A 16,752-nucleotide genomic window follows, 5' to 3' on the forward strand; every position below is an offset into this window, starting at 1 on the left:
GGCGGACCTTCGGGCGAGCGGCGGGGCGGCACCAGGCAATGCTCCTTCGGGAGCGCCGCCCCCTTATCGACAGCCGCCATTGTCAACGTTTGGCCTCCATTGAGCGATGGCCATAGAAGGGTAAGGGTCGACGGGACAAGGTCATCGTCGCAGGCGCCGGTGCCCCATCGCCCTCGCCGCCATGTCAAGCGCGGGGCGTCATGCCCCGTTCGTCCGCGAGGCGCGGAAATCGCTCGCCTCGTACACGCCCAGGATGCGCACCTCGCGCGAGAAGAAGCGCAGCTCCTCCAGTGCGCGCGCCACGGGTGCGTCGTCGGGGTGGCCCTCCACGTCGGCATAGAATTGCGTGGCGGTGAACTCGCCGCCGAGCTGATAGCTCTCCAGCTTGGTCATGTTCACCCCGTTGGTGGCGAAGCCGCCCATGGCCTTGTAGAGCGCGGCGGGCACGTTGCGCACACGGAAGACGAAGGTGGTCATCATCTTCACCGCCGGGTCGGCGCGCTCGGCCCACTTCTTGCCCTTGGACAGGACGACGAAGCGGGTGATGTTGTCTTCCGTGTCCTCCACGTCCCGCTCGATGATGTCGAGATGGTAGAGCGAGGACGCCAGTTCCGGCGCAAGTGCCGCCATGGAGCGGTCCTGCCTCTCGGACACCAGCTTGGCCGCACCCGCCGTGTCGCCTGCCACCATCGGCTTCCAGCCGTTCTTGCGGATGTATTTGCGGCACTGGCCAAGCGCGTGGATATGGCTGTGGACGCTTCTGATCTCCTCGCGCTTCACGCCGGGCAGCACCATGAGCTGGAAATGGATCGGCAGGAAATATTCGCCCACGATATGCAGCTTCGATTCCGGCAGCAGATAGTGGATGTCGGCCACGCGCCCGGCGATCGTGTTCTCGATCGGGATCATGGCCAGATCCGCCTTGCCGCTTTCCACCGCGTTGAAGGCGTCCTCGAAAGTCGGGCAGGGCAGGGGCTCCATCGAGGGATGGACGTTGCGGCAGGCGGTATCGGAATTCGCCCCCGGTTCGCCCTGGAAGGCGATTCTGTTGGTCTTGTCAGCCATGCTCAAGCCTTGTCCTGCTTTTCAAGAATTTCGCGCGCCCGCTCCAGGTCGTGCGGCGTGTCGACGCCGAGCGGCACGGAGCGGACGATCTCGACGTCGATGACCATGCCCGCCTCCAGCGCGCGCAACTGCTCCAGCCGCTCGCGCTTCTCCAGCGCGGAAGGCTTCAGCGAGACGAAGCGCTCCAGCGCCGCCCGGCGGTAGGCGTAGAGCCCGATATGGTGGTAGAGCGGCCCGTCGCCCCACGGCGCGGTGGCGCGGGTGAAATAGAGTGCCCTCAGCCGCGTGGTCGAGCGCGGCGAGCCGACGATCTTGACCACGTTGGGGTTCGTCTTTTCCGCATCGTGCACGATCTCGACGCCGAGCGTGGCGATGTCGACCGCGCCGTCCTCGAACGGCCGCAGCGCGGCGCCGATGACGGCGGGCTCGATGGTCGGCAGGTCGCCCTGCACGTTGACGATCGTTTCCACCTTGCCGCCGGGGTCGAGCGCCGTCAGCGCCTCGAAGATACGGTCGGAGCCCGATTCGTGGTCGGACCGCGTCATCGCCGCCTCGAAGCCGGCGGCGCGCACGGCTTCGGCAACGTCAGCGGTGTCGGTCGCCACCACGACGCGGCCGAGCCCGCTTTCGGCAGCGCGGCGCGCCACGTGCACGATCATGGGCGCGCCGGCGATCTCGGCCAGGGGCTTGCCGGGCAGGCGCATGGAGGCCATGCGGGCGGGAATGAGGATCAGTGTGGACATGAATGGCGCGGCAATGGGCTGAGCGAAGAAAAAGTGGCAAAACGTCTCACAGGAAGCGTCCTTATAAGTGTTGCAACGAAAGAGCAAAAGACCTAGTTTCCCGCCCGATTTGGCCTGCTCCCCCACGGGAGCGGGTAGCGATGCCGTCGGTTCGAGGGGACGGGTCGGTCCGCCGGAACAGGGAGCAGGGGTGTATGGACTCTTTTGAAATCAACAAGGTGCTCGGCGGGCTGCTCGGAACCGTCTTCGTGGTATTCTCGGTGGGTATCGTCTCCGACAGCCTGTTCGCGACGCCGGCACCCGAGAAGCCGGGCTTCGCCATCGAGGCCGCCGAGCCCGAGGCCGGCGGTGGTGGAGAGAAGGCCGCCGCCGAGGCCAAGCCGATCGCCGAATTGCTCGCCCATGCCGACGCCAAGGCCGGCGAGGCCGTGTTCAAGAAGTGCCAGGCCTGCCATTCCGGCGAAAAGGGCGGCCCCAACAAGGTCGGCCCCGATCTGTGGGACATTGTCGACCGCCCGGTGGCCGAGCATGAGGGCTTTTCCTATTCTGCCGGCATGAAGGACTTCTCCAAGGGCGGCGAGGAGAAGTGGACCTACGACAACCTCAACCACTTCCTCACCTCTCCCAAGAAATTCGTGAAGGGCACGGCCATGGGCTTCGCCGGCCTGTCCAAGGACCAGGACCGCGCCGACATCATCGCCTATCTGCGTACGCTTTCGGATAGCCCCAAGCCGCTGCCGGAAGCAGGCGCGGCCGCCGCCGCAAGCGACGCCTCGGGAGCCGCCAAGCCCGCCGAAGGCGCCGCACCGGCGGAAGCCAAGCCGGCCGAAGGCGCCCAGCCCGCCGAAGGTGCCCAGCCCGCCGAAGGTGCCCAGCCCGCGGAAGGTGCGAAGCCCGCGGAAGCGCAGCCCGCCGCGCCGGCAGAGAACAAGCCGGCCGAGGGCGCAGAGCCGGCTCCGGCGCAGTAACGTTTTTTTGCCGCCGACATTCATGAAAAAGCCGGGTTCTGCCCGGCTTTTTCCTTTTCGGCATGGCTGCCCGGTTCCCCGGGCCGTGGAATGCGGTAGATTGCGTGCGCGCATCAAGGCGAAGGAGTTCGAATGCGGTCTTTTCGGGTGGGGACGGGGTCGAAGCTCCTGATCGCGGCCGTGGTCGCAACCTGCAGCTTTGCTGTCGCTTCCGCAACGGCGCACGCAGACGAATGGCGCACCACGTCGTCCCTGCTGGGCGATTCCAAATATGGCGACAATTTCCAGCGCTACGACTACGTCAACCCGGATGCGCCCAAGGGCGGCACGCTGAACTCCACGGTGCTGGGCACCTTCGACAGCTTCAACCCCTACATCGTCCAGGGTGCGCCCGCGGCCGGCTTCGCGCAGTTCGGCGGCGGCCTGCTCTACGACACGCTGATGGAGCAGGCGATCGACGAGGGCAGCGTCAGCCATCCGCTGGTCGCCGAGGCCTACAAATATCCGGACGACTTTTCCTCCGCCACCTATCGGCTCAACCCCGACGCGACATGGCATGACGGCCAGCCGATCACCGTGGACGACGTGGTGTGGTCCTTCAACGTGCTGAAGGCCAACAGTCCGATGTACAACCGCTATTTCGAAAACGTCACGGAGGCGGTGGCGCTGTCCGACCGCGAGATCGAATTCCGTTTCAACCAGAAGGGCAATCGCGAACTGCCCAAGATCCTCGGCGACCTCGTGGTGCTGCCCAAGCACTGGTGGGAAGGCACCGACAAGAACGGCCGGAAGCGCGACATCACCCGGCCGACGCTGGAGCCCCCGCTCGGCTCCGCCGCCTACAGGATCAAAAGCTTCAAGCCGGGCGCCGAAATCATCTGGGAGCGCGTGCCCGACTATTGGGGAGCGAAGCTGCCGGTGAAGATCGGCCGCGAGAATTTCGACACGCGCCGCTACACCTATTTCCTGGACGACAGCGCCGCATGGCTCGCTTTCGTCAAGGGCGGGTTCGAGGACATCAACTCGGAAAACAGCGCCCGCCGCTGGATGACCGTCTATAATTTTCCTGCCCTGCAGGCGGGCGACGTCATCAAGAAGGAATTCAAGGCGAACTCGCGCGCGAATATGCAGGGCTTCGCGATAAACACGCGCCGGCCTTTGTTCCAGGACAGGCGCGTGCGCGAGGCACTCAGCTATGCCTTCGATTTCGACACCATCAACCGCACCCAGTCCTTCGGGCTGAACACACGCATCACCAGCTATTTCATGGGCAGCGACCTTGCCTCCAGCGGCCTGCCACAGGGCGAGGAACTGGAAATCCTCGACCAGTACAAGGACCAACTGCCGCCGGAGTTGTTCACACAGGAATTCAAGTTGCCCGTCTACGATACGCCGCAGGCCGAACGGAAGAACCTGAAGGCGGCGGTCGACCTGTTCGCCCAGGCCGGCTGGGTGATCAAGGACGGCAAGATGGTCAATGCCCAGACCGGCCAGCCCTTCTCCTTCGAGATACTGGACTTCCGTCAGGGCGCCGAGCCGACGATCAACCCCTACATCGCCAATCTGCGCAAGATCGGCGTCGGTGCCACGCTGCGCGTCATCGACGACACCCAGTACGTCAACCGGGTCAACAATTTCGACTTCGACATGATCACCGCGGTGCTGCCGCAATCGGATTCCCCCGGCAACGAACAGCGTGATTTCTGGAGTTCGAAGGCGGCCGGCACGCCCGGTTCGCGCAACTATTCCGGCATCAGGAGCCCTGTCGTGGACGCGCTGGTCGATCGGGTGATCTTCGCCAAGGACCGCGACGATCTGCTGGCTGCCACCCATGCGCTCGACCGGGTGCTGTTGTGGAACTATTATGTGGTGCCGCAGTTCACCCGGCCCGATGTCTGGCTGGCCTACTGGAACAAGTTCGGCATCCCCGACAAGCAGCCGACCTATCTGGGGCCGGACATCGATTCCTGGTGGATCGACCAGGACAAGGAAAAGGCGTTGGCCGCCAAGTACAAGAGCACGGACTGATGCAGTCGCAGCGAGCCGGCAAGGGGAGTTTCGCCCTCCGGAGGTCGGGAATTTGAAAAGCTTGCCCCGCCGTGACTTTCTCGCCCTTGGCGCGGCCGCCGGCGCCGCGGCCCTTCTGCCCGGCGCCGCGTTCTCCGCCAGCCCCACCGGCACCGGGCTGCATGGGCTGTCGGTGTTCGGCGACCTGAAATATCCGCCTGATTTCAAGCAGTTCGACTACGTGAACCCGGACGCGCCCAAGGGCGGCGCCTTCAATTTCCCGCCGCCGAACTGGGCCTACAACCAGAGCCCGTTCACCTTCAACACGCTGAATTCCTTCACGCTGAAGGGCGACGCGCCGCCGCGCATGGAACTGTGCTTCGACGCGCTGATGGCGCGGGCGCTGGACGAGCCGGACGCCATCTACGGGCTTTTGGCCGAAAGCGTCACGATCTCTGAAGACCGCAACAGCTTCGATTTTGCACTGCGGCCGCAGGCGCGCTGGCACGACGGAACGCCGCTGACGGCGCAGGACGTGGCCTTTTCGCTCACGCTCTACAAGGAAAAGGGCCACCCGGACCTGCTGCTGCCGCTGACGGAGCTGGACGAAGCCAGGGCGCTCGACGCCGGCACCGTGAGGCTCAGATTTTCCGGCCGGCAGTCGTCGCAGACGCTGCTCACCATTGCGACCATGCCGATCGTGTCCAGGGCATATTACAGCGACAACGATTTCGAGGCCGGGCGCATGACGCCGCCGCTCGGTTCCGGCTCCTACAAGGTCGGCCGTGTCTCGGCGGGACAGTTCATCGAATATGAGCGCGTGGCGGATTATTGGGGCAGGGACCTGGCCGTAAATCGCGGCCAACACAATTTCGAGCGCCTGCGCATCGATTTCTACAGCGACCGGCAGGCGGCCTTCGAGGCGTTCAAGAAGGGCGATACGCATTTCCGCGAGGAATTCACGGCCCGCGTCTGGGTCAGCGACTACGATTTTCCCGCCATTGCCCAGGGCAAGGTGGTGAAGCGCGAGTTTCCGGGAGAGAAATGGCCGTCCATGCAGGCGGTGGCGCTGAACCAGCGCCGGGAGCAGTTCCGCGATGTCAGGGTGCGGCGGGCGATCGGCCTGTGCTTCGATTTCGAATGGACGAAGCGCACGTTGTTCGCCGGCTCCTATGAACGTTCCCAGTCCAATTTCGAGAGATCGGATTTCCGCGCCGACGGCATGCCCTCGCCCGCCGAACTGGCTCTGCTGGAGCCGTTCCGGGATGAACTGCCGCCGGAAACCTTCGGCGAGGCGGTCATGCAGCCCGTCTCCGACGGCTCGGGGCGCGACCGCAAGTTGCTCGGCCAGGCCGTCAAGCTGCTGGCCGAGGCCGGCTGGAAGCGGACGGGCGACTTCGTCGTAAACGCCAGGTGCGAACGGCTCAAGGCCGAGATCATGTGCAACGAAGACGGACTGGCGCGCATCTTGCTGCCCTGGACCGAAAACATGCAGGCGATCGGCATCGAGGCGTCCGTGCGCATGGTCGATTCAGCCCAATATGCCGCGCGCCAGAACGACTTCGACTTCGACATGAACATGGCGGCGATCTCCATCGGCGCGACGCCGACCGTCGATGGGCTCGAAACGATCTATTCCTCCCGGGCCGCCGGCCGGCCGGGAACCCGCAACTACCCCGGCACGGAAAGTCCGGCGATAGACGCGCTGGTGGCGGCCGCCGGCAAGGCGCAAAGCCGCGAGGAACTGGTGACGGCGCTGCGCGCGCTCGACCGGGTCTTGCGCGCACGGCTGGACTGGATTCCAACATACTATCTGGCGAATCACCGGGTGGCCTACTGGGACATGTTCGGCTTCAGGGAGCCGAAGCCCGATTACGGTTTCCCGGTCGAGACATTGTGGTGGTTCGACAAGGACAAGGCGGCGAAGATTGGCAAAGCCTGACAATCCGGTTGGCATAGGGTTCTGATGGGCGCCTACATTCTCCGCCGCATCCTTTTGATGATTCCGACGCTGCTCGGCATCATGGCGATCTCATTCGTGGTGATCCAGTTCGCGCCGGGCGGCCCGGTGGAGCAGGTCATCGCCCGGCTGACCAGCCAGGGCGGCGATTCCAGCGACCGCCTTGGGGGTGGCGGGGGCGGCGACACCATGGGCAACGCCGGCTTCGACGCAGCCGGCGCGGCCAGCTCGAAATACCGCGGCGCCCAGGGGCTGGACCCCGAATTCATAGCCAGGCTGGAAAAGCAGTTCGGCTTCGACAAGCCGCCGCTCGAGCGCTTCGGCCTGATGCTGTGGAACTACGCCCGCTTCGATTTCGGCGACAGCTATTTCCGCGACATCTCGGTGGTGCGCCTGATCCTGGAGAAAATGCCCGTTTCCATCTCGCTGGGGCTGTGGATCACGCTGCTCTCCTATTTGATCTCGATCCCGCTCGGCATCCGCAAGGCGGTGAAGGACGGCTCGACCTTCGACACCTGGACCAGCGCCATCGTCATTGTCGGCTACGCCATTCCCGGCTTCCTGTTCGCCATCCTGCTGATGATCCTGTTCGCCGGCGGCTCGTTCTACGACTGGTTCCCGCTGCGGGGGCTAATCTCCGACAATTGGTGGGAGCTTTCCTGGCCAGAGCGCATTCTCGACTATTTCTGGCACTTGACGCTGCCGCTGACGGCCATGGTGTTGTCGGCCTTCGCGACCACGACGCTTCTGACGAAGAATTCCTTCCTGGAGGAGATCCGCAAGCAATATGTGGTGACGGCGCGCGCCAAGGGCCTGTCGGAGCGGCAGGTGCTCTACGGCCATGTCTTCCGCAATGCCATGCTGATCGTCATCGCCGGCTTTCCCGGCGCCTTCATCTCGGCCTTCTTCACCGGCTCGCTGCTGATCGAGAACATCTTTTCCCTCGACGGGCTCGGCCTGCTCGGCTTCAAGTCGGTGGTGGACCGCGACTATCCGGTCGTCTTCGCCAACCTCTACATCTTCTCGCTGATCGGCCTGTTCATCAGCCTCATCTCCGACCTCACCTACACCTGGATCGACCCGCGCATCGACTTCGAGCGGAGGGATGTCTGATGTCGGACATCCAGTTGAAGGCGGCGGTGGAAACCGAAATCGAGGAGCGCCGGGCGCGGCCATGGCTTTCGCCGCTCAACCGACGCCGCTGGGCCAATTTCAAGGCCAACCGGCGCGGCTACTGGTCGTTGTGGATCTTCCTCGTCCTGTTCGTGCTGTCGCTGTTTGCCGAATTCGTCGCCAACGACAAGCCGATCATCGCCTCCTACAAGGGCGAGATTCTTTTCCCCGTTCTGGTCGCCTATCCGGAAGAGAAATTCGGGGGCTTCTACGCCGTCACCGACTACCGCGATCCGGTCATCCGCGACGAGATCGAGGCCCATGGCTGGATGATCTGGCCGCCGATCCGCTACTCCTATCGCACCGTGAACAACGCCGTTCCCGAGGCGGCGCCGGCAAAGCCCTCATGGGAATACGGCGTCGAGACGCGCTGCGCGCAATATGCGCAAGGCGCGGCCGATCCCGATTGCAATCTCGGCAACTGGAACTGGCTGGGCACCGACGACCAGGCGCGCGACGTGATGGCGCGCGTCATCTACGGGTTTCGCATCTCCGTGCTGTTCGGCCTGACGCTGACCATCGGCTCGGCGCTCATCGGCGTGTCGGCGGGCGCCATGCAGGGCTATTTCGGCGGCTGGGTCGATCTCCTGTTCCAGCGCTTCATCGAGATCTGGTCGGCCATCCCCGTACTTTACCTGCTTTTGATCGTGGCCGCCGTGCTGCCGCCCGGCTTTTTCATCCTGCTGGGCCTCATGCTTCTGTTTTCCTGGGTGGCCTTCGTCGGCGTGGTGCGGGCGGAATTCCTGCGCGCCCGCAACTTCGAATATGTCAACGCCGCGCGCGCGCTCGGGGTGCCCAACCGCACCATCATCTTCCGGCATCTGCTGCCCAATGCCATGGTGGCGACGCTGACCTTCCTGCCCTTCATCCTCAACGGCTCGATCTCCACGCTGACCTCGCTCGACTTCCTCGGCTTCGGCCTGCCGCCGGGCTCCGCATCGCTGGGCGAATTGCTGAAACAGGGCCAGCGCAACCTCAACGCGCCGTGGCTGGGCATAGCCGGCTTCGTCACGCTTTCGGTCATGCTGTCGCTGCTGATCTTCATCGGCGAGGCCACCCGCGACGCCTTCGATCCGAGGAAGACGTTCAAGTGAGCAACTCTCCCCTGCTTTCTGTCCGCGATCTCTCGGTGGCCTTCGCGCAGGGCGGTTCCACCTCGCTTGCCGTCGATCACGTCTCCTTCGAGATCGGCAAGGGCGAGACGGTGGCGCTGGTCGGCGAATCCGGCTCGGGCAAGTCGGTCTCGGCGCTTTCGGTGCTGAAACTGCTGCCCTATCCGCCGGCAAGCCATCCCTCGGGGCAGATATTGTTCGGCGGGCAGGACCTGCTGGGTCTCGGCGAGAAGGAACTGCGTGCCGTGCGCGGCAACAAGATCACCATGATCTTCCAGGAGCCGATGACGTCGCTCAACCCGCTGCACACGATCGAACAGCAGATCGGCGAGATCCTCGCCTTGCATCGGGGCATGCGCGAGGGTCAGGCCCGCAAGCGCACGCTGGAACTGCTGGAAGAGGTCGGCATCCGTGATCCGGCCAAGCGGCTTTCGGCCTATCCCCACCAGCTTTCCGGAGGCCAGCGCCAGCGCGTCATGATCGCCATGGCGCTCGCCAACGAACCGGAACTGCTGATCGCCGACGAGCCCACCACGGCCCTCGACGTCACGGTGCAGGCCCAGATCCTCGAGCTTTTGGCACGGCTCAAGGAAAGGAACGGCATGTCGATGCTGTTCATCACCCATGACCTGGGTATCGTGCGCAAGATCGCCGACCGCGTCTGCGTGATGACCAAGGGCAGGATCGTCGAGACCGGCCCGACCGAGCGCATCTTCGCCGAGCCGCAGCACGCCTACACGAAGCACCTGCTCGCCGCCGAGCCGAAGGGCAAGCCGCCCGCCGCCGACCCGCAGGCGAAGCCGGTGATGCGCGGCGAGGACATCAAGGTCTGGTTCCCGATCAAGCAGGGGTTCTTCCGCCGCGTGGTCGACCATGTGAAGGCGGTGGACGGCATCGACGTCACCGTGCGCGCCGGGCAGACACTCGGCGTCGTGGGTGAATCCGGCTCGGGCAAGACCACGCTGGGGCTGGCGCTGGCGCGCATGATCTCCTCCACCGGCCGGATCAAGTTCGAGAGCAGGGACATCAACGAACTTTCCTTCAGCCAGATGCGGCCGCTGCGCAGCGACCTGCAGATCGTGTTCCAGGACCCGTTCGGCTCGCTCTCCCCGCGCATGTCGATCGCCGAGATCATCGAGGAGGGGCTGAAGATCCACGAGCCGAAGCTCGATGCCGACGCGCGCGACCGGCGCGTGGTGGATGTGCTGAAGGAAGTGGGGCTCGATCCCGCCACCCGCTTCCGCTATCCGCACGAATTTTCCGGCGGCCAGCGCCAGCGCGTGGCCATTGCGCGCGCCATGGTGCTGAAGCCGCGCTTCGTGATGCTGGACGAGCCGACCTCGGCGCTTGACATGAGCGTGCAGGCGCAGGTCGTGGATCTGTTGCGCGATCTGCAGGCGCGGCACGATCTGGCCTATCTGTTCATCAGCCACGACCTCAAGGTCGTCCGCGCGCTGGCCAACGACGTCATCGTCATGCGCAACGGCAAGGTGGTGGAGGCCGGCCCTGCCAGGCAGATTTTCGAAAACCCCCAAACCGACTATACAAGGGCCTTGATCTCGGCCGCCTTCCGCATCGAGACGGCGCAGGCCGGCGTGGTCGGCGATTGAACACGGTCCTGAGAGCTATCGAGGAAAAATGCCTGCCATGGACAAGGGTCGCGTTCTGCTCGCTGTTACCGGTTTCCATCCGCAGCGCTGGCACGAACTGCTTTCGGCCGAGCGCGATGTGGTGACCGAGCCGGACGGCCCGGCAGACCCCTCCATCACCTATGCGGTGGTGTGGAAGCAGCGGCCCAACCTGCTTTCGCATCTTCCGAATCTGAAGGTCATCTTCTCGATCGGCGCCGGTGTCGACCATATCTTCGCCGACCCGACCATTCCCGACGTGCCGATCGTCAAGGTGGTGGCCGACAACCTCACCCGGCACATGACCGAATATGTGGTCTGGCGCGTCCTCGACCATCATCGCCAGGGCGCGCTCTACCGTGCCCAGAAAGCCAGGAAGATCTGGCACGACCCGCCGCAGCGCACCGCCGAGGACGTGGCCGTCGGCATCATGGGCTTCGGCAGCCTTGGCCGTGCGGCGGCGGCGGCACTTTTGCCGCTGGGCTTCCGTGTCAACGGCTGGTCCCGCAGCGGGCACGGCATGGATGGCGTGACAAGTTTCGCCGGCGAGGAGGGTCTCGTTCCGTTCCTCAACGCCACCGATATCCTCGTGGTGCTCCTGCCGCTGACGCCGGCCACCCGGGGCATCCTCAATTACGGCCTGCTGAAGCAATTGCGCCGCCGCAACGCCCTCGGCGGAGCCGTGCTGATCAATGCGGGGCGCGGGCGCCTGCAGAAGGACGCCGACATCGTGCGCGCGCTCGATGACGGCACGCTGAAGGAGGCGAGCCTCGACGTGTTCGAGGTCGAGCCGCTGCCCAAGACCAGCCCGCTATGGAGCCACCCGAAGGTGTTCGTGACCCCGCATGCGGCGGCGACGTCCGACCCCAATCATCTCGTGCCGGTGATGCTTCGCCAGATGGAAGCCTTCGAGCGCGGCGAGAAGCTGGACCATGTGGTGAGCCGCGAGGCGGGCTATTGAGTTCAGTCCGGTTTCGGCGCGCCGGGGCAGCGGCGGCGCGTGAGCGAACGGTTCATGGCGTCGATCGCGCCGGCCGCGTCCTGGGCATCGCGCTCGGCGGCCGGGCGCAGGTCCGGAGCCACGACCCCGAACCCCGTCGGCAGGTTGGTGAAGGTCGGCTTGGCGTTGCGGGCCAGGCCGTAGCGCTGCGCCAGCGCATCGCGCTGTGCGGCAAGCCGGGCGCAGTCCACCTTGTCGTATTGCAGCGAGGACTGCACCTCCCTGTCCTCGTCCGAGGCCAGCGAGTTGGCGCCGCAACCGGCGGCCAGCAGGCACAGGGCGAAGGCGGCGCACATGCGCATCGAAGCTTCTCCAGGCCACTCGGCCTGTTGCCCTATCAGTCAGGAGAATCGGGCTTTGTCGAGGCATCGGGGCAAAAACCCCGGCCTGCCGCCTGCATGCGGGTCCGCTTTGGCGCTGCCCGCCCGCCGGTCGCCGGTACCGCGGCCTTTTATGACCTGCGGCGAAACCGCGACGCAGGTGTTTTCGCCGACCTGCCCCCTGCGCGTCCATGATCACTCTGCCGCAGCTCCTTTCCTTCACGGTGATCGTGCTGATGATGGCGGCCTTCGTCTGGGGCCGCTACCGCTACGACATTGTCGCCGCCTGTTCGCTGCTGGTGGCTCTTGCCGTGGGCGTGGTGCCGCTGGACCGTGCCTTCAGCGGCTTCAGCGACGATATCGTCATCATTGTCGGTTCCGCGCTGCTGGTCAGCGCCGGCGTGGCGCGCAGCGGCATCATGGAACATGCCGTGCAGCGCTTTGCTCCGAACGTGTCCACTGTGCGGGCGCAACTCGCGCTGCTGGTGGTCACTGTGGCGGTGCTGTCGGCCTTCGTGAAGAACATCGGAGCGCTGGCGATCATGATCCCGATCGCCTTCCAGTTCGCGCGGCGCTCGAACGTCTCGCCCTCCACCTTCCTGATGCCGATGGCCTTCGCTTCCCTGCTGGGCGGGCTGATGACGCAGGTGGGCACCTCGCCCAACATCGTGGTTTCCCGCCTGCGCGGCGAACTGGAAGGCGTGCCGTTTTCGATGTTCGACTTCACGCCGGTGGGGCTGGCCCTGACTGTTGCGGGCGCGGTCTTCCTGATCCTGTTCTACTGGCTGGTGCCGCAGCGCGAGCGCAAGGACGCCGCCCTGCACGAGGCCCTCGACATCAAGAACTACATGGCCGAGGCCCGGGTGACGTCCGAATCGGCCGTGGTGGACCAGCCGCTTGCCAACTTGCTGAAGATCTCGGCCGGCGAGGCCGCCATCACCTCGATCCTGCGGGCCGGCGGACTGCGCATCGCGCCCTTGCCCGATGCCGTCCTGCGGGAAGGCGACATCGTGCTGATCGAGGGCAGCCACGAGGCGCTGGACCGCCTGGTGGCCCAGGCGAGGCTGAGCCTCGGCGAGGGGCCGAAACCGCCGAAGGGCGCCGGCGCCGGCACGGATACGGCCGCTGTGGAGGCAGTCATCGGCGAGCGGTCCAGCCTGATCGGCTGGTCGGCGCGGCGTCTGCTTCTCTACGACCGCTTCAACGTCAACCTGCTGGCGGTAAGCCGCAAGGGCGAGCGCCTGGACCAGCGGCTGGGTATGATCACGCTGCGGCTCGGCGACGTGGTCGTGGTACAGGGAAACCAGCGGACATTGCCGGAATTCCTGCGCGAGTTCGGCCTCCTGCCGCTGGCGGAGCGGGCGCTGCTGCTGGGCAGCGCGCGGCGCGGCATCGTGCCCGTGCTGATCCTGGCGGCCGCCATGGGCTCCACGGCCCTCGGCGCGCTGCCGGTGCAGGTGGCGTTCTTCGCGGCGGCGGTGGCCATGGTGCTGCTGCGCGTCATCCCTCTGCGCGAAGTCTACGCCGCTCTCGACGGGCCGATCCTGGTCATGCTAGCGGCGCTGATCCCGGTCAGCGATTCGCTGCACCGCACCGGCGCCACGGACGTGATCGCCGCCGCTCTGGCCGATCTCGGCCAAGGCCTGCCCGGCTACGGGGCGCTGACGCTGATGCTGGTGGCGGCCATGGCCGTCACGCCCTTCCTCAACAACGCCGCCACCGTGCTGGTGATGGCGCCGATCGCCGCCGGCTTCGCCCAGAATCTCGGCTATCGGCCGGACGCTTTCCTGATGGCGGTGGCGATCGGCGCCGGCTGCGATTTCCTTACTCCCATCGGCCACCAGTGCAACACGCTGGTGATGGGACCGGGCGGCTACCGCTTTTCGGACTATCCGCGCCTGGGGCTGCCGCTGTCCGTGCTGATCGTGCTGGTGGCCGTGCCGATGCTGCTGCTGGTATGGCCCATCGGCCGGTGAAGGCTTTTCCTGTCGACAAGCGGCGGACGGACGTTTAGGGGCAGGGGAAATCGCAGGAACGGAAAGCGGACATGGCCAAGAAAACCCTGATTGCACCCTCGGTGCTGGCGTCGGACTTCTCCAGGCTTGGCGACGAGGTCGAGGCGGTGGCTGCGGCCGGCGCCGACTGGATTCATCTCGACGTGATGGACGGCCATTTCGTGCCGAACATCACCTTCGGCGCGCCCGTCATCAAGGCGATCCGCGACCGCACCGACATCTTCTTCGACTGCCACCTGATGATCGCGCCCGCCGACCCGTATCTGGCCGCATTCGCCGATGCCGGCTGCGACGGCATCACCGTCCATGCCGAGGCTGGCCCGCATCTCGACCGCTCGCTCCAGACGATCAGGAACCTCGGCAGGAAGGCCGGCGTGTCGCTCAATCCTGGTACGCCCGAAAGCGCCATCGAATATGTGCTCGACCGGCTCGACCTCGTCCTGCTCATGACGGTGAACCCCGGCTTCGGCGGGCAGGCCTTCATTCCGGCCGTCGTGGAAAAGGTGAAGCGCGTCAAGGCGCTGATCGGCGACCGCCCCATCCGTATCGAGATCGACGGCGGCGTTTCGCCCGAAACCGCACCGCTGGTGACGGCGGCCGGGGCCGACGTTCTGGTGGCCGGCGCCGCCGTCTTCAAAGGTGGCAGCGTGGAGGCCTATCGGGCCAACATCGAGGCCATCCGCGCTGCTGCCGACGCGGCGCGACCCTGATCCGCGCCGCCGCTTGCGGCGCGTTTTTGTCCATTTTTCTTCCTGTTCGCTGCAGGGTGACCGCGTTTGCGCTTGCTCCGTGACAGCTCGCCGCCGGCCCGGCGATCGGCTTTTCCCGAAACCCTGCGTCGGCATCAGATTGACGTTTACGGAAACGTCAATATTTGCTATGTCGCATCTCGACATCGGCCGGCGCCTCGTCCACGGTGACGGCCGCGATCTTTTCGCAGGCTGGAGGAAGACGCGATGCCGATCTATACAGCGCCCGTTCGGGACACGCTGTTCGTGCTCAACGAAGTGCTGGGCTATGAGCGTCACGCCAATCTTCCCGGTTTCTCCGACGCCTCCGCCGACGTGCTGGAGGCGATCCTGGCCGAGGGCGCCAGGCTGGCCGAGAACGTCATGCAGCCGCTCAACCGCGTCGGCGACATGGAAGGCTGCATCCGCCGCGACGATGGCTCGGTGACGACGCCGCAGGGCTTCAGGGAAGCGTTCGACCAGTATCGCGCCGGCGGCTGGATGGGGCTGGCCGTGCCGGCCGAATATGGCGGGCAGGGCCTGCCCTATGTCGTCCACACGGCGGTAGGTGAATATCTGTCCTCCGCCAACATGGCGCTGATGATGTATGCCGGCCTGACGCAAGGCGCCGTCGCCGCCATCCTCGCCCATGGCAGCGAGGAGCAGAAGCAGACCTGGCTGCCGAAGATGGTGGAGGGCGTCTGGACCGGCACCATGAACCTGACGGAACCGCATTGCGGCACTGATCTCGGCTTGCTGCGCACCAAGGCCGTGCCGGCAGGCGGCGGCAGCTACCGCATCTCCGGCCAGAAGATCTTCATCTCGGCCGGCGAGCACGACATGGCCGACAACATCGTCCATCTGGTGCTGGCCCGCATCGAGGGCGCGCCGGCCGGCACCAAGGGTATTTCCCTGTTCATCGTGCCCAAGTTCAAGCTGGATGCCGAAGGCAATCCGGCGACACGAAACGGCGTTTCCTGCGGTTCCATCGAGGAAAAGATGGGCATCCACGGCAACGCCACCTGCGTCATGAACTATGATGAGGCCGAAGGCTATCTGCTGGGACAGGAGAATGGCGGGCTGCGCGCCATGTTCACCATGATGAACGAGGCCCGCCTCGGCGTCGGCCTGCAGGGCCTGTCGATGGGCGAGGTGGCCAGCCAGAACGCCGTCGCCTATGCGAAGGAGCGCCTGCAGGGCCGCGCGCTGTCGGGGCCGAAGGCGCCCGACAAGCCCGCCGATCCGATCATCGTGCATCCCGACATTCGCCGCACGCTGATGACCATGCGCGCCTTCAACGAGGCCGGCCGCGCGCTGGTGCTGTGGACGGCGCTGGAGTCGGACGTGGCGCATCGCTCCGGCGACAAGGAGGAACAGCAGGCGGCGGACGACCACATGGGGCTGATGACGCCGGTGGTGAAGGGCGTGCTGACCGACAAGGGCTTCGAGCATGCGGTGATGGCGCAGCAGGTGTTCGGCGGCCACGGCTATATCGAAGAGCACGGCATGAGCCAGTTCGTGCGCGATGCCCGCATAGCCATGATCTACGAGGGTGCCAACGGCATCCAGGCGCTCGACCTCGTCGGCCGCAAGCTGGCCATGAACGGCGGCCGTGCCGTGCAGGCCTTCTTCAAGGAGGTCGGCGGCTTCTGCGAGACGCACCGCGCCGACGAGAAGCTGGCGCCTTTCACCAAGGCGCTGAAGAAGGGCCTCAACGATCTTCAGGCGGCCACCATGTGGCTGATGCAGAACGCCCTGCAAAAGCCGGACAATGCCGGCGCGGCCTCGACCGACTACCTGCATCTCTTCGGCCTGGTGGCGCTGGGCTACATGTGGGGCCGCATGGCGAAGGTCGCGCAGGAAAAGCTGGCCGAAGGCGCCGGCGAGGACATGGCGTTCTACGAGGCCAAGCTGGTCACCGGCCGCTTCTTCGTGGAGCGCGCGATGCCGGAAACCGCGGCGCATCTCGCCCGCGTCTCGTCCGGCGCCGACGCCATGATGGCGCTGCCGGCGGAGGCGTTTTAGGATGCTGG

At 65.6% G+C, this 16,752-nt stretch carries 13 protein-coding genes; 10 read left to right on the top strand and 3 right to left on the bottom strand.

Annotation, left to right across the window (positions count from 1 at the left end; all coding sequences use genetic code 11):
- Positions 1–198: 198 nt before the first annotated feature.
- Together ACTDI4_RS05310 and ACTDI4_RS05315 are read right to left on the bottom strand one after the other, a co-directional pair.
- Complete coding sequence (locus tag ACTDI4_RS05310; protein WP_442840154.1) at positions 199–1,065, bottom strand: prephenate dehydratase; 867 nt, start codon at positions 1,063–1,065, stop codon at positions 199–201.
- A gap of 2 nt (positions 1,066–1,067) precedes the next feature.
- Positions 1,068–1,808, bottom strand: coding sequence for a 3-deoxy-manno-octulosonate cytidylyltransferase (locus ACTDI4_RS05315; RefSeq protein WP_442840155.1), 741 nt, complete (start codon positions 1,806–1,808; stop codon positions 1,068–1,070).
- 194 nt (positions 1,809–2,002) lie between these two features.
- Here ACTDI4_RS05315 and ACTDI4_RS05320 point away from each other — a divergent pair, with 194 nt between their 5' ends.
- The 7 genes from ACTDI4_RS05320 (at position 2,003) to ACTDI4_RS05350 (ending at position 11,617) form a co-directional block, all read left to right on the top strand.
- A complete protein-coding gene (locus tag ACTDI4_RS05320; protein ID WP_442840156.1) occupies positions 2,003–2,776 on the top strand; it encodes a c-type cytochrome in 774 nt (257 codons plus the stop codon).
- Positions 2,777–2,908: 132 nt separating this feature from the next.
- Positions 2,909–4,804, top strand: coding sequence for an extracellular solute-binding protein (locus tag ACTDI4_RS05325; RefSeq protein ID WP_442840157.1), 1,896 nt, complete (start codon positions 2,909–2,911; stop codon positions 4,802–4,804).
- A 52-nt stretch (positions 4,805–4,856) separates the two neighbouring features.
- Positions 4,857–6,725, top strand: a complete 1,869-nt coding sequence (locus ACTDI4_RS05330; RefSeq protein WP_442840158.1) for an extracellular solute-binding protein — start codon at positions 4,857–4,859, stop codon at positions 6,723–6,725.
- Between the two features lie 24 nt (positions 6,726–6,749).
- Positions 6,750–7,856 carry a microcin C ABC transporter permease YejB gene (locus tag ACTDI4_RS05335; RefSeq protein WP_442840159.1) on the top strand — a complete coding sequence of 369 codons (1,107 nt, stop codon included), beginning with the start codon at positions 6,750–6,752 and terminating at the stop codon, positions 7,854–7,856.
- A complete protein-coding gene (locus ACTDI4_RS05340) occupies positions 7,856–9,010 on the top strand; it encodes an ABC transporter permease (protein ID WP_442840160.1) in 1,155 nt (384 codons plus the stop codon). Before ACTDI4_RS05335 ends, ACTDI4_RS05340 begins: the two co-directional genes overlap by 1 nt.
- A complete protein-coding gene (locus ACTDI4_RS05345; RefSeq protein WP_442840161.1) occupies positions 9,007–10,638 on the top strand; it encodes an ABC transporter ATP-binding protein in 1,632 nt (543 codons plus the stop codon). The genes ACTDI4_RS05340 and ACTDI4_RS05345 overlap by 4 nt, the downstream gene beginning before the upstream one ends.
- A gap of 37 nt (positions 10,639–10,675) precedes the next feature.
- Positions 10,676–11,617: a 2-hydroxyacid dehydrogenase gene (locus ACTDI4_RS05350; protein WP_442840162.1), complete on the top strand. Its 942-nt coding sequence runs from the start codon at positions 10,676–10,678 to the stop codon at positions 11,615–11,617.
- 2 nt (positions 11,618–11,619) lie between these two features.
- On the opposite strand, the gene ACTDI4_RS05355 is transcribed toward ACTDI4_RS05350, so the two are convergent.
- Positions 11,620–11,958, bottom strand: coding sequence for a hypothetical protein (locus ACTDI4_RS05355; protein WP_442840163.1), 339 nt, complete (start codon positions 11,956–11,958; stop codon positions 11,620–11,622).
- 212 nt (positions 11,959–12,170) lie between these two features.
- Between ACTDI4_RS05355 and ACTDI4_RS05360 the strand changes: the two genes are divergently transcribed.
- From ACTDI4_RS05360 to ACTDI4_RS05370, 3 genes are all read left to right on the top strand, one after another.
- Complete coding sequence (locus tag ACTDI4_RS05360) at positions 12,171–13,952, top strand: SLC13 family permease (RefSeq protein ID WP_442843272.1); 1,782 nt, start codon at positions 12,171–12,173, stop codon at positions 13,950–13,952.
- Between the two features lie 71 nt (positions 13,953–14,023).
- Positions 14,024–14,701 (top strand): ribulose-phosphate 3-epimerase, encoded by a 678-nt coding sequence (gene rpe / locus ACTDI4_RS05365; protein ID WP_442840164.1) that lies wholly within the window; start codon positions 14,024–14,026, stop codon positions 14,699–14,701.
- 246 nt (positions 14,702–14,947) lie between these two features.
- On the top strand, positions 14,948–16,744 hold the full coding sequence (locus ACTDI4_RS05370; protein ID WP_442840165.1) for an acyl-CoA dehydrogenase C-terminal domain-containing protein: 1,797 nt from the start codon (positions 14,948–14,950) through the stop codon (positions 16,742–16,744).
- Positions 16,745–16,752: the final 8 nt, after the last annotated feature.

Source organism: Mesorhizobium sp. PUT5, assembly GCF_052216645.1.
Lineage (GTDB): Bacteria > Pseudomonadota > Alphaproteobacteria > Rhizobiales > Rhizobiaceae > Mesorhizobium.